Origin of the sequence: Bacteroides sp. Phil13, from assembly GCF_001940965.1 — a bacterium.
Lineage (GTDB): Bacteria > Bacteroidota > Bacteroidia > Bacteroidales > Bacteroidaceae > Bacteroides > Bacteroides intestinalis.
The window spans coordinates 20,953-35,517 of the sequence record NZ_MSHA01000022.1; the positions used below are offsets into that span (position 1 = coordinate 20,953).

Consider the following 14,565-nt stretch of genomic DNA (forward strand, 5'->3'; position numbering starts at 1 on the left):
ACATTGCAAAGATACGGACTTTTGGAATACTTGCAAATTATCCAAAAGAAAAAGTATGTTTAATAACACTTATTAGCCAAAATAACTTCTAATTCTACTTATTTTAAGAAAAAGAACGCTTCCTTTCATCTTCTACCTACCAACTCCGTATCAACGCCGTACCAAGTCCGTACCAAGTCCAAGCGTATAGATACGGAGTAAATACGGACTTGACACGGTTCGGATAGTCGGGAAGAGAGAAAGCAACACAGATGTGTTATGTTTTCTCTTTCAACATATCCTCCATTTTCAGCAATTCGTCCCGATATTGTGCTGCTTCGATGAAGTCGAGCTTCTTGGCAGCCTCCTGCATGAGTTTTCGGGTACGTTCGATACTCTTTTCCAGTTGCGGACGGGACATGTATTGCACAATAGGGTCGGCAGCAATGCTGGCGGAACTTTCTTGCTCGACATAGGGACGGGGAGTGGTTGTTCCTTTTTCGGTAAAGCCATTTTCCTGTGCAGTATTGGGCGCAAATACATTGAGGTTCTTCGCCTTTTTGATTTGTTGAGGAGTGATACCATGTTCCTCATTATATTTTAGTTGCTTTTCACGGCGACGGTTGGTTTCGTCAATTGTCAATTGCATGCTTTCTGTGATACGGTCGGCATACATGATAACCATACCGTTTACATTTCGGGCGGCACGTCCGGCAGTCTGCGTCAGTGAGCGGTGTGAGCGTAGGAAACCTTCCTTGTCTGCATCAAGAATTGCCACGAGTGAGACTTCCGGCAGGTCTAATCCTTCACGCAACAGATTGACACCGATAAGTACATCGTATAAACCTTCACGCAAGTCACTCATAATCTTGACTCGTTCCAATGTATCTACATCGCTATGGATATAGTTGCATTTCACATTGTTATTCAGCAGGAATTCCGCCAATTCTTCTGCCATGCGCTTAGTAAGTGTAGTGACCAGCGTACGTTCGTGCTTTTCGATACGAATCTGGATTTCCTCCATGAGATCGTCTATCTGATTGTGGCTGGAACGTACTTCGATAATCGGATCCAGTAAGCCTGTAGGGCGAATAACCTGTTCCACAACAACGCCTTCCGACTGAATCAATTCATAATTGGCGGGTGTGGCACTTACATAAATTACTTGTTTTGCCATTTCCTCAAACTCCTCAAATTTCAATGGACGATTGTCCATGGCAGCCGGAAGGCGGAAACCATATTCTACAAGGTTGATTTTACGGGCACGGTCACCACCATACATGGCACGTATCTGAGGTACGCTCACATGGCTTTCATCTATAACGATCAGGAAGTCTTCCGGGAAGAAGTCCAATAAACAATAGGGACGACTACCGGCACTACGGCCGTCAAAGTAGCGCGAATAGTTTTCAATGCCGGAACAATGACCTAATTCGCGTATCATTTCCATATCGTATGTCACCCGTTCCTGGAGGCGCTTTGCTTCAAAGGGACGTCCTTCACTTTCAAACCATTGCACCTGTTTATGCAGGTCATCTTCTATCTCATGGATAGCCCGCAGGGTGGCCTCTTTGGAAGTCATGAAGAGGTTAGCTGGATAAATTTTGTATGCGTCGAAACGAGCGATGGTCACACCGCTTATCGGATCGACTTCTTCGATACTGTCTACTTCATCTCCCCAGAAAATAATGCGCAGCAGATTATCTGCATAAGCCAGATAGATGTCTACTGTATCTCCTTTCACACGGAAGTTTCCGCGGTTCAGATCAATATCATTGCGTACATAGAGGCTGTCTACCAGACGACGTAGGAAAACATTCCGGCTGAATGCCTTTCCTTGTTGTACTTCTATCACATTCTCATAGAAATCTGACGGATTTCCCATACCGTATATACAAGATACAGAAGACACCACTACCACATCTTTCCGGCCTGAGAGTAGGGAAGAGGTGGCTGCAAGTCGCAGTTTGTCTATCTCATCATTGATGGCAAGGTCCTTTTCTATATAGGTATCCGAAGACGGCAAATAAGCTTCGGGTTGGTAATAATCATAATAAGAAACGTAATACTCTACAGCATTATTGGGGAAGAAAGCTTTAAACTCACTGTAAAGCTGCGCTGCCAATGTTTTGTTATGGCTCAATATTAACGTTGGTTTATTGATATTGGCAATCACATTGGCTATGGTGAACGTCTTTCCCGAACCGGTGACACCAAGTAATGTTTGTGCAGGAACCCCCTGAAGTACGCCCTCAGTGAGCTCTGCAATAGCTTCCGGCTGATCTCCGGTTGGCTTATAGGCGGATGTTAATTCAAATTTATTCATTTTCTCTCCTTATGGACGGCAATATTCGGGAAAATACTTGAGATAAACAAAATTTTTTTATTCCTTTGCAGGAAATAAGAATTAATAATAACCATCAATGTAATACAACAAAGACATGATTTGGAATGAAAGCATCGAATGTATGGATCGTGAAAGCCTTCGCAAAATCCAGAGCATTCGCCTCAAAAAGATTGTGGAGCATGTTTATCACAACACTCCTTTCTACCGTAAAAAAATGCAGGAACTGGGAATTACCCCGGACGATATTAACAGTATAGACGATATCGTAAAACTTCCTTTTACTACAAAATACGACTTGCGCGATAATTATCCTTTCGGACTTTGTGCTGTACCTATGAGCCAGATCGTACGTATCCATGCCTCGTCCGGTACCACAGGAAAACCTACTGTAGTGGGATACACCCGTAAGGACTTGTCTTCTTGGGCAGAATGCCTTTCACGTGCATTTACAGCATACGGTGCAGATAGTTCCGACTTTTTTCATGTGGCTTACGGATATGGCTTGTTTACCGGTGGTCTGGGTGCACATGCAGGTGCGGAGAACATAGGTGCTTCTGTTATTCCGATGTCAAGTGGTAACACAGAGAAGCAGATTACTTTAATGCATGATTTTGGTTCTACGGTGCTTTGCTGTACGCCTTCGTATGCTCTTTATCTAGCGGATGCCATTAAAGACTCCGGTCTTCCACGCGAAGAGTTCAGGTTGAAGATTGGTGCTTTTGGTGCAGAACCCTGGACAGAGAATATGCGTAATGAAATTGAAGAAAAATTAGGTATAAAAGCCTATGACATATATGGATTGAGTGAAATAGCCGGTCCTGGTGTGGGGTATGAGTGTGAATGTCAGCATGGTACTCACCTCAATGAAGATCATTATTTTCCTGAAATTATCAATCCGAATACATTGGAACCTGTGGCTCCGGGTGAAACGGGTGAACTGGTCTTTACGCATCTGACTAAAGAGGGGATGCCTTTGTTGCGTTATCGCACCAAGGACCTAACCGCTCTGCATTATGACAAATGTACTTGTGGACGTACGCTTGTTCGTATGGATCGCATCCTCGGTCGTAGTGATGATATGCTTATTATTCGTGGAGTCAATGTATTCCCGACTCAGATAGAATCCGTTATCCTTGAAATGCCGGAATTTGAGCCGCATTACCTTCTGATTGTAGACCGTAAGAACAATACTGATACTATGGAGTTGCAGGTTGAAGTACGCCCGGAATACTATTCGGATGAAATAAACAAGATGCTAGCGTTAAAGAAGAAATTAGCAGCTCGCCTGCAGAGCGTACTTGGGCTGGGAGTAGATGTACGTCTGGTAGAACCTCGCAGCATTGAACGCAGTGTTGGTAAAGCTAAACGGGTGATTGATAATCGGAAACTTTAATTAATTATAAATTATGAATTATAAATTATTAATTTCCTGTGGGATGTCCGTAATTTATCATTCATCATTCATCATTCATCATTAATAATTAAGATCATGGTAGCAAAACAACTTTCTATTTTCCTTGAAAACAAGTCTGGCCGTCTGACCGAAGTGACTGAAGTGCTTGCGAAAGAAGGTGTCAATCTTTCCGCTCTCTGTATTGCCGAGAATGCTGATTTTGGTATTCTTCGTGGCATTGTATCTGAACCGGATAAGGCATATAAAGCTTTGAAAGATAATCATTTTGCAGTGAATGTAACGGATGTGGTAGGCATTAGTTGTCCCAATATTCCGGGATCATTGTCAAAGGTTCTGCGTTTCTTGTCCGATGAAGGTGTTTTCATCGAATACATGTATTCGTTTGCTAATGGTAACACTGCTAATGTTATCATCCGTCCCAATGACATGGAGAACTGCATCCGTGTGCTGACTGAAAAGAAAGTGGACCTGCTTGCAGCAAGTGATTTGTATAAATTATAATGACCGTTATTTTCGACCGTTCATTATTCCGTTTTGTCGTGAATAGACGGGCGTTTGTCGGTCAATGTCTGGTTTTTGAAAAATTAAGGTTCGTATCGTTGCTTTATTCGATGCGAACCTTTATCTTTGCACATTATTTGAAAAGCTAAGAATGAAGAAGAATATCTTAATAACTTTGCTTGCAGCAATATTGCTCTCCTCGTGTGGAGAGTACAATAAACTGTTAAAAAGCACCGACTATGAATATAAGTATGAGGCGGCAAAGAACTACTTCGCAAAAGGGCAGTACAACCGTGCAGCAACGTTGCTTAATGAGTTAATTGCTATCCTCAAGGGTACAGACAAAGCAGAGGAATCCCTCTACATGCTGGGTATGAGCTATTATAACCAGAAAGACTACCAAACGGCAGCTCAGAGTTTTATCCAATATTATAATGTATATCCTCGCGGTACGTTTGCTGAATTGGCACGTTTCCATGCAGGTAAGGCATTGTATCTGGATACTCCGGAACCTCGTCTCGACCAGTCTGGTACTTACAGTGCTATTCAGCAGTTGCAGATGTTCATGGAATACTTCCCGCAGAGTTCAAAGAAAGATGAAGCTCAGGATATGATATTCAAATTGCAGGATAAGTTGGTAATGAAAGAGTATCTTTCAGCCAGAATGTATTACAATTTGGGTAACTATTTGGGAAATAACTATCAGTCTTGTGTGATTACTGCACAAAATGCTTTGAAGGATTATCCTTATACGAATCTTCGCGAAGATCTGTCTATCCTTATTTTGCGTGCCAAATATGAAATGGCCATTTATAGTGTGGAAGATAAGAGAGCAGAGCGTTATCGTGAAACGGTGGATGAATATTATGCTTTCAAGAATGAGTTTCCTGAAAGTAAATATATGAAGGAGGCCGAGAAGATATTTAAGGATTCCGAGAAGATGTTGGATGGGGATAAGCAAACAGATATAGGATAATATTAATTTAGATATTTATGGATTATAAGAAGACAAATGCTCCTGGTACCACGGTTACCCGTGACATGATGGAGTTGTGTGCAGATACCGGTAACGTGTATGAAACCGTAGCTATTATAGGTAAGCGTGCAAATCAGATCAGTGTAGAGATCAAGAATGATCTTTCTAAGAAGCTGGCAGAGTTTGCTTCCTATAATGACAATCTGGAAGAAGTGTTCGAGAATCGGGAGCAGATTGAAATTTCACGCTACTATGAGAAGTTGCCGAAACCGACGTTGATTGCAACGCAAGAGTACGTTGAAGGTAAGATCTATTATCGTAACCCGGCTAAGGAAAAAGAAAAATTACAGTAAATGAAATTACTACGGAGGTGTGTTCAAGTAAATTTTGCTTGGACACACCTCTGTTGTTTTAATCAAGGAAAATAACAATGATACAACGTATTCAATCTATTTATTTATTAATAGTGACAGGTTTGCTAATAGCTACCATGTGTTTGCCTGTAGGACAGTTTATTGCTTCTGACGGAGTGACTACATATATTTTTAAGCCGTTGGGGGTGACGCTGACGGAAGACACCTTTCAATCTACATGGGGGTTATTCGGAATTTTGTTTTTAAGTGCAGTCGTGGCATTTTGTACTATCTTTCTCTTCCGTAACCGAATGTTGCAGGTTCGTATGACGGTATTCAATAGTATTTTATTGATCGGATATTATGCAGCATTTTTTGTATTTATGTTTATGCTGAAAGATGATTTGGATGCAATGACTTTCCAATTAGGCTGGGCACTTTGCCTTCCTGCTATTTCTATCATTTTAAATTATCTGTCTTTCCGTGCTATCTATCGTGATGAGGTAATGGTGAAAGCAGCTGACCGATTGAGATAAAAGAGATCAAATAAAAAAAGCGCCCCAGGACTTCTATATAAAAGTTCCGGGGCGCCTTCTTTTATCTATCTTAGAATTATTTTTTGAGATCGAACAGGTAAGTTATCTTAGCCACTATAGTACCATGTGCCGAACGTGAGAAATAGTCTTTCTTGGTACTCTTATAAAAGTCGGATAAGGCATAATAGTATCTTCCTTCTATGAGGAAATTTCCGGCTTTAGTACGTAGCTCCAGTCCTGCTCCTCCCGTAATACCATAATCGAATTTATTTTCCACATCCTTATCATGCTGTTCCGGAGTTGTAAAATTTTCCCATGCATCGTTTTTCTTTCTGGTATCGCTAATAAAGAAACCTATTTGTGGACCTGCATGGATAAAAAATTGTACTCCACGGTCTTTACCAAAAGCCAAATGTGCCAGAAGCGGAATTTCCACATAATTCATTGTACGTGTATATTCCAGTTCGGGGTGATCTTCATCAAATTCGCTCCAACCATGCTGTGAGAAATTTAATTCCACTTGTGCGCCGCAAATCATACTGAAATACTTTTCGGAGATATAGCGCATTGTCAGACCACCATTGATACCCATCAAGCTTTTTTGCCGGACAGTAGGAGAGAAGCTGACGCTATTGATATTGATACCGCCGTTAAAACCTACTGCTAAGTTATGGCGTTGTTCGCCTATCTGTGCATGGCCGGGCAAAGCCCATACGGTAAGTAGCAGGACGGATCCTATAATATTTTTTATCTTCATTGTCTTTGAGTTTAAAACCTTCTGTTATCAATCATAATCCAGTTTCACCAACTCATAATTTTTGGTGAAGCGTACAAAGAATACTTTCTTGTTGATAAAGCCACCCCAATTGTTTACACGTTGGAACTTGAATCCGGTTTGAATAGGTACCAGATCCATGAGTTGCATATTTTTCTCTAACTCAGAGCCATAGCGTGACAAGCCTTTCAGAAAGAAATAACCGGTATCAAAGCCTAACATACCATATTTTGGGTAGCGTTCATCCATCTCTTTGCCATACCATCTGCGGTAATTCTTAGTGAAGCTGATAGCCGCAGGTAACAAATTGTTGGTATAGAATGATGAATAGAAGTAAGTATCCAGTTCAAAGAAGGTTTCCAAATGATCCTTGGTGTAAGTTTGCCATTCTGGATAACCGAACAAATGGATGTTACTTTCCGGATTTTCACGCACCAATAAGGTTAGTTGAGGAAGTATTTTTATCAGAGTCACATTGCTTCCCGATGTAGGGATGAATATATTTTCCCGGTCGGAGCGTAATACTGTTTTCAGGGATTCTACTGTTGCATCCTCTTTCAGGGATTTCATTGGAATGGAACGGTTTTTCAGTTCGTCTTTTAATCCTTTGATAAATTCAGCTTTATCTTTTGTGCCTGTACTGGCCTCTATGAAGATAACATTAGCATTGGGGAATTGGCGAACAAAGTGGTCGTATACTTCTGAGTAAAGATATGACTGAGGAGTATTAATCTGATAGATGGCGGGGTTGCGGAATACACTGTTGTCTTTTGATGAGAACGGTACCACGAGACGAATATCATTTTTCTGGGCGAAATCAGCCACTGGCTTGATTTGTTGTGGATATAACGGACCGAAAATAATATCCATATCCTTCATCTCCTTTTTGGAGAGGATTGGATTCAGAGAAGCACTCTCAGGACCGGAATTGTAAGCGTACAAATCAATGGAAACTCCACTGCGTTTCAAACTATCTACTGCCATGAGGAAGCCTTCATAATATTCTATCATACGGGCAGCCTCACTCTTGGAAACATCCAGGAAAGGAAGAATCAAGGCAGCTTTAATCGTACTGAAACGTTCTGTTGTTTTCTTATTTTCACTGAATAATTGGGTGTCACTGGGCACTACCTGTGGCTGGGTAGGCTTCTCTACTTGCGCAGTAGGATAAGGAATACAGAGGAAAGTACCTTTCTTTATTTTGTTTTCACCTTTCAATTCCGGGTTGGCTGCTATCAGTTCTGCTTCGGAAATACCATACTCACGACTGATACTGTAAACAGTTTCTTTCCGCTTAACTTTGTGCATATCCCGGCAACGAGATTGTACAGGTCCCTGAATTAAGGGAATTGCAGGCTCATTAACGGTTTCCGTAGTAATTATACCTGCTTCGCTGGCGGAAGGTATGCGTATTACCTGTCCGATGCGAAAATTCTCGGCACTCAGTCCGGGGTTGGCATCACAAATAGCTTTGGCGGATATACCATATTTAACGGTCAACCGATACAGGGTTTCGCCCTGGGCTATAGTATGGAAAGTTTCTGTCTGAGTATTGGCAGCGGTGCGTGGAATGCGTAAAGTGCGTCCTACAAATATTTTTTCATCGCTTCCTGGATTCAACTTCACGATGTCCGACTGTGTGACACCATACATACTGGATATGGAATAAAGGCTTTGCCCTTTTTCAATGGTATGCAGAAAATATGACTGGTTCTCTTGTGCAATTGCTCCGAGACTGCATGCACCGGCGAGCAGCAAGGAGCAGAAAATCCGGTTAATCGTTCTCATTCGATATCGTTGGTTTACGTTTACAATTTCCCAAAGTAGCCGCAAAGGTAAGGATTTTGCCTAAATTTAACGAAAGGAATGCGTTAAGAAATAATATTGTGCATTTTAAAACTGAAAAATCTTATGTATCCGCTGATATTCGCTGGGAAACCGTTATTTTTGCAGGTATTATGCGATGCGGATTGTTTTCATATATCGGTTGTGTGGCGATACTGTTGCTCGGGTATTTACCGGTGTGGGCTGACGGGGGAAGGATAGGACTCTTAGAAGTGTCTCCCGTGGCTATTTTGCTTTCCGAAAACGGAGCAGCTCCGGAAGGAAATGTTTCTATCTTTCCGGATGATACCTATACGGGTGCCGCTCCTCTTGAATTTCGTTTTATGTGGAGAGATGAAGACTCCGGGGAGTCGTCGGATGAGACTGCAAACTTTCGTTATGAATGGAACTTCTCTCGCGACGCAGCTTTCAATGATATTTTCCTGACGCGCTTTGATGCTGAAACTATTTATAGTTTTCAGGAATCCGGTATGTTTTATGTCCGTCTGACTATGACGGATATTGAGACGGAAGAAACGAATACTTCTGGCACTTTTATGATTCGTATTACTGAATCGGAACTTAAAGTACCGAATGCTTTTTCACCTAATGGCGACGGAGTGAATGATGTGTTCCGTGTAAAGCATAAGTCGCTGGTTCGCTTCAATGCGTATGTTTTCAATCGTTGGGGACAGGAACTTTACCGCTGGGGATTACAGAATATTGATGCAGGATGGGATGGTACTGCGCATGGAAAGAATGTTCCCGAAGGTGTTTATTTTATAGTGGTAGAAGCGGAGGGAGCAGATGGAGTTAATTATAAGATTAAAAGTGATATTAATATATTAAGATAAATGACAGAAGAAACAGAATACATCAATGTATATGGTGCGCGCGTGCACAATCTAAAAAATATCGATGCGGAAATTCCCCGTAACAGTCTTACCGTTATTACGGGACTAAGCGGAAGCGGCAAGTCGTCGTTGGCATTCGACACGATTTTTGCCGAAGGACAGCGTCGGTATATCGAAACATTTTCTGCGTATGCCCGCAATTTCCTGGGAAATCTGGAGCGTCCCGATGTCGATAAGATTACGGGATTGAGTCCGGTTATTTCTATTGAACAAAAAACGACGAATAAGAATCCCCGCTCTACAGTCGGCACTACAACGGAAATTTATGATTATTTACGTTTGCTTTATGCACGTGCCGGTATAGCCTATTCTTATCTTTCGGGTGAAAGAATGGTGAAATACACTGAAGAGCAAATTCTTGATTTAATTCTGAATGATTATAAAGGCAAGAAAATTTATATTCTGGCTCCATTAGTTCGTACTCGTAAGGGACATTATAAGGAACTGTTCGAACAGGTGCGTAAGAAAGGTTATCTCTATGTTCGTGTAGACGGTGAAATCAAGGAGGCATTGCCCGGTATGAAGTTGGACCGCTATAAGAATCATGATATAGAAGTAGTTATTGATAAGCTGGTTGTGACGGATAAAGATGACGTTCGTCTGAAAAACAGTGTGGCTACCGCGATGCAGCAAGGTGACGGCTTGTTGATGATACTTGATTTGCAATCCGAAAATGTTCGTCACTATAGTAAGCGGTTAATGTGTCCTGTTACCGGGTTGTCCTACCGTGAGCCGGCACCCCACAATTTTTCATTCAACTCTCCGCAAGGTGCTTGCCCTAAATGTAAGGGATTGGGAGTTGTGAATCAGATTGATGTGGAAAAAGTGATTCCCGATCGGGAACTTTCTATATACGAAGGAGCTGTCATTCCATTAGGTAAGTACAAGAATAGCATGATTTTCTGGCAGATTGCCGCTTTATTGGAGAAATATGAAGCTACCTTAAAAACTCCTGTTAAGGAATTGCCGGATGAAGCCATTGATGAAATCCTCTACGGTTCGGATGAACGTATTAAGATTAAAAGCTCTCTTATCGGTACTTCTTCCGATTACTTTGTAACGTTTGAGGGGGTGGTGAAGTATATTCAGATGTTACAGGAAAAAGATGCTTCTGCTACTGCACAAAAGTGGGCGGAGCAATTTGCTAAAACTACTGTATGTCCTGAATGTAAAGGGGCAAGATTGAATAAAGAAGCTCTTCATTTCCGTATCCATGATAAGAATATCTATGAACTGTCTTGTATGGATATCAATGAGCTTTATGACTGGCTGATGAATGTCGATCAGTATCTGGATAATAAGCAGAAACAAATTGCTGTTGAGATATTGAAAGAAATCCGTACCCGTCTGAAATTCCTGTTGGATGTGGGACTGGATTACCTTGCCCTTGACCGTGGTTCTGTAACTCTTTCTGGTGGTGAGAGTCAGCGTATTCGTTTGGCTACTCAAATCGGTTCGCAATTGGTGAATGTACTTTATATTCTTGATGAGCCGAGTATTGGCTTGCATCAGCGGGATAACCAGCGGCTAATTCATTCTCTGAAAGAGCTGAGGGATATCGGTAACTCCGTCATTGTTGTGGAGCATGATAAGGATATGATGATGGCTGCTGATTATGTGATTGATATGGGGCCGAAAGCCGGACGCTTGGGTGGTGAGGTTGTTTTTGCAGGAACTCCCAAGGAAATGTTGGAGACGCATACGTTGACATCACAATATCTTAATGGGGAACGTGAGATAGAAATACCCCAAAAACGTCGTGAAGGTAATGGGCATAGCCTTTGGCTGCGTGGTGCACGGGGGAATAACCTGAAAGGGGTAAATGTGGAATTTCCTCTTGGTAAGTTGATCTGTGTCACTGGTGTATCCGGCAGCGGAAAATCTACGCTGATCAACGAAACATTGCAACCTATTCTTTCGCAGAAGTTCTATCGCTCGCTTCAGGATCCTCTGGAATACGATAGTATTGAAGGATTGGAAAACATCGATAAGGTGGTAAATGTGGATCAGTCTCCGTTGGGGCGTACACCGCGTTCTAATCCAGCCACTTATACGGGAGTCTTTTCTGATATTCGTAATTTGTTTGTAGGATTACCGGAAGCCAAGATACGCGGTTATAAACCGGGGCGCTTCTCTTTTAATGTGAGTGGCGGACGTTGTGAAGCGTGCCAGGGAAATGGTTACAAAACAATTGAAATGAACTTCCTGCCCGATGTATATGTACCCTGTGAAGTCTGTCATGGCAAACGCTATAATCGTGAGACATTGGAAGTGCGCTTCAAGGGAAAATCTATTGCTGATGTACTGGATATGACCATTAACCGTGCGGTGGAGTTCTTTGAAAATGTGCCACAGATTTTGAATAAGATTAAGGTAATACAGGAAGTCGGTCTGGGATATATAAAGTTGGGACAATCTTCCACCACCCTTTCCGGTGGTGAAAGCCAACGTGTGAAATTGGCTACGGAACTTTCCAAGCGAGATACGGGGAAAACCCTTTATATTCTGGATGAGCCTACTACCGGACTTCATTTCGAAGACATTCGCGTACTGATGAATGTGCTTAATAAATTGGTGGACAAAGGTAACACAGTGATTGTCATCGAGCATAATCTGGATGTTATCAAGATGGCTGATTATATCATCGATATGGGACCTGATGGTGGTAAGGGTGGGGGGCAACTCCTCAGTTGCGGCACACCGGAAGAAGTGGCCAAGAGTAAGAAGGGATATACCCCTAAGTTTTTGCGAGAAGAATTAAAAGGATAAATTATGAAAATCAATAAGACGAATGCGGCGAGGCTTTTGGATAAAGCCAAAATACCATACGAACTCATTCCCTATGAGGTGGATGAAAACGATTTAAGCGCTATTCATGTGGCTGATAGTTTGGGGGAGAATATCGAACAGGTATTCAAAACCCTTGTCCTGCATGGCGATAAGAATGGCTATTTCGTATGTGTCATCCCCGGTGAGCATGAGGTAGATTTAAAATTGGCGGCTAAAGCTTCCGGTAATAAGAAGTGTGATCTTATTCCGATGAAAGAATTACTTCCTTTGACGGGATATATTCGTGGTGGATGTACTCCTATCGGTATGAAGAAACCTTTCCCTACATACATTCATGAATCTTGTCTCAATTATCCTTATATCTACATAAGTGCGGGTCAGCGTGGCCTGCAACTTAAACTTGATCCAAATGATTTAATTAAGGAGGTTCATGCTGAAGTTTGCATCCTTTTTCATGACTAATTTCACTTTTTTACAGGTTATTTCAGCAAAATGTATATATTTGCATTTAATAAACGAAAATCAATCTAATTACTAATTTAAAAAACTTATATCTATGTTCAAGAATCATCCTAAAGGTCTGTTGGCAGCTGCTATCTCCAATATGGGCGAAAGGTTCGGCTACTACATCATGAATGCCGTACTGGTACTGTTCCTCTGCTCCAAATTCGGCCTGAGTGACGAAACCAGTTCCATTATCTACTCAGTCTTTTATTGTGGTATCTATGTACTGAGTTTGGTAGGCGGTATTATTGCCGATAGGACGCAAAACTATAAAGGAACAATCATGTCAGGATTGATAGTGATGTCATTGGGTTATGTCATTCTATCTATTCCTGTACTGTCCACTGCTGAAAATATTGGTTGGTTGCTTCCTTTGACTTGTGTCTCTTTGTTTTTCATTGCTTTCGGTAACGGACTTTTTAAAGGAAACTTACAGGCTATCGTAGGCCAGATGTACGACAACCTTGAGAAAGAAGCTGAGAAAAAAGGACCTGAAGCCTTGAAGCTGGCTAAGAGCCGTCGTGATTCCGGCTTTCAGATATTCTATGTATTTATCAATATTGGTGGGTTGATTGCACCTTTTGTTGCTCCCCTGCTCAGAGAATGGTGGCTGAAGGTTCATAGCATGATGTACAACGCTGATCTGCCTGCATTGTGCCATCAATATATTAAGGAAGGTGGCAATATGGCTTCTGATAATCTCTCTAACCTAAATGAACTGGTTGTCAAAGTAGGAGGCACGGTAACAACTGATTTGAGCGTTTTCTGTACTCAGTATCTTGACGTATTTAATACAGGTATCCACTATTCATTCATAGCTTCGGTAGTAGCTATGCTTATTTCTCTTTTCATTTTCATTGCGTGTCGGAAGGTATTCCCTACACCGGGCAAGAAGGAAAAACTGGAATCGGTGACTTATACGCCTGCCGAGAAAGCAGCTATGGCAAAGGAGATAAAGCAACGTTTGTATGCGCTGTTTGCTGTATTAGGTATCGTGATTTTCTTCTGGTTCTCATTCCACCAGAACGGACAGTCGCTTTCACTTTTTGCCCGCGACTTCGTAGTAACCGATAGTATTGCACCCGAAATTTGGCAGGCTGTGAATCCATTCTTTGTGATAGTACTTACTCCGCTCATCATGCTCTTCTTTGGTGCGCTTTCCCGTCGTGGTCAGCAAATCTCTACTCCTAAGAAGATTGCCATTGGTATGGGTATTGCAGGACTTGCCTTCTTATTCCTTACTATTTATTCGGCAATGCAAGGTTACCCGTCAGGTACTGAATTTAAGGCAATGGCGGATTCTGCCAAAGCTGGGTTGAAAGCCGGACCATGGGTATTGATAGTGGTTTATTTCTTCCTGACTGTAGCTGAACTTTTCATTTCACCATTGGGGCTTTCATTTGTTTCTAAGGTAGCTCCCAAACATATTCAGGGCTTGTGTCAAGGCTTGTGGTTGGGTGCAACAGCAATAGGAAATCTTTTCTTATTCCTTGGTCCTATGATGTATAACAAGATTCCTATCTGGCAGTGTTGGACTGTATTCTTTGTTATTTGTCTTGTGTCAATGGGCGTTATGTTTGGCATGGTAAAATGGTTAGAACGAGTAACGGAATAATTAGAAATTGAAAATTAAAAATTAAAGGCTGCGCAGT

The 14,565-nt window shown here is 41.8% G+C and carries 12 protein-coding genes; 9 read left to right on the plus strand and 3 right to left on the minus strand.

What is annotated here, in order from left to right:
• Positions 1–256: 256 nt before the first annotated feature.
• On the minus strand, positions 257–2,305 hold the full coding sequence (uvrB, locus tag BWI44_RS03140; RefSeq protein ID WP_195208938.1) for an excinuclease ABC subunit UvrB: 2,049 nt from the start codon (positions 2,303–2,305) through the stop codon (positions 257–259).
• Between the two features lie 115 nt (positions 2,306–2,420).
• Between uvrB and BWI44_RS03145 the strand changes: the two genes are divergently transcribed.
• The 5 genes from BWI44_RS03145 to BWI44_RS03165 all read left to right on the plus strand — a co-directional run bounded on the left by BWI44_RS03145 (position 2,421) and on the right by BWI44_RS03165 (position 6,106).
• Positions 2,421–3,719, plus strand: coding sequence for a phenylacetate--CoA ligase family protein (locus tag BWI44_RS03145; RefSeq protein ID WP_118294796.1), 1,299 nt, complete (start codon positions 2,421–2,423; stop codon positions 3,717–3,719).
• Positions 3,720–3,815: 96 nt separating this feature from the next.
• Positions 3,816–4,241 (plus strand): ACT domain-containing protein, encoded by a 426-nt coding sequence (locus BWI44_RS03150; protein WP_007663046.1) that lies wholly within the window; start codon positions 3,816–3,818, stop codon positions 4,239–4,241.
• Positions 4,242–4,392: 151 nt separating this feature from the next.
• Positions 4,393–5,217 carry an outer membrane protein assembly factor BamD gene (locus BWI44_RS03155; protein WP_118294569.1) on the plus strand — a complete coding sequence of 275 codons (825 nt, stop codon included), beginning with the start codon at positions 4,393–4,395 and terminating at the stop codon, positions 5,215–5,217.
• Positions 5,218–5,234: 17 nt separating this feature from the next.
• A complete protein-coding gene (locus tag BWI44_RS03160) occupies positions 5,235–5,570 on the plus strand; it encodes a DNA-directed RNA polymerase subunit omega (RefSeq protein WP_007663044.1) in 336 nt (111 codons plus the stop codon).
• Positions 5,571–5,647: 77 nt separating this feature from the next.
• Entirely contained in the window at positions 5,648–6,106 is a 459-nt protein-coding gene (locus BWI44_RS03165) for a DUF4293 domain-containing protein (RefSeq protein ID WP_195208939.1), read from the plus strand.
• 76 nt (positions 6,107–6,182) lie between these two features.
• On the opposite strand, the gene BWI44_RS03170 is transcribed toward BWI44_RS03165, so the two are convergent.
• Entirely contained in the window at positions 6,183–6,863 is a 681-nt protein-coding gene (locus BWI44_RS03170; protein ID WP_118294571.1) for a porin family protein, read from the minus strand.
• Between the two features lie 27 nt (positions 6,864–6,890).
• Positions 6,891–8,669 (minus strand): LysM peptidoglycan-binding domain-containing protein, encoded by a 1,779-nt coding sequence (locus tag BWI44_RS03175; RefSeq protein WP_118294572.1) that lies wholly within the window; start codon positions 8,667–8,669, stop codon positions 6,891–6,893.
• A 98-nt stretch (positions 8,670–8,767) separates the two neighbouring features.
• Here BWI44_RS03175 and BWI44_RS03180 point away from each other — a divergent pair, with 98 nt between their 5' ends.
• From BWI44_RS03180 to BWI44_RS03195, 4 genes are all read left to right on the plus strand, one after another.
• Positions 8,768–9,559, plus strand: a complete 792-nt coding sequence (locus tag BWI44_RS03180; protein WP_278577515.1) for a T9SS type B sorting domain-containing protein — start codon at positions 8,768–8,770, stop codon at positions 9,557–9,559.
• On the plus strand, positions 9,560–12,388 hold the full coding sequence (gene uvrA / locus BWI44_RS03185) for an excinuclease ABC subunit UvrA (RefSeq protein WP_195208941.1): 2,829 nt from the start codon (positions 9,560–9,562) through the stop codon (positions 12,386–12,388).
• A gap of 3 nt (positions 12,389–12,391) precedes the next feature.
• Positions 12,392–12,871, plus strand: a complete 480-nt coding sequence (ybaK, locus tag BWI44_RS03190; RefSeq protein WP_044270263.1) for a Cys-tRNA(Pro) deacylase — start codon at positions 12,392–12,394, stop codon at positions 12,869–12,871.
• A 94-nt stretch (positions 12,872–12,965) separates the two neighbouring features.
• Positions 12,966–14,528 (plus strand): peptide MFS transporter, encoded by a 1,563-nt coding sequence (locus BWI44_RS03195; protein WP_195208942.1) that lies wholly within the window; start codon positions 12,966–12,968, stop codon positions 14,526–14,528.
• Positions 14,529–14,565 lie beyond the last annotated feature (37 nt).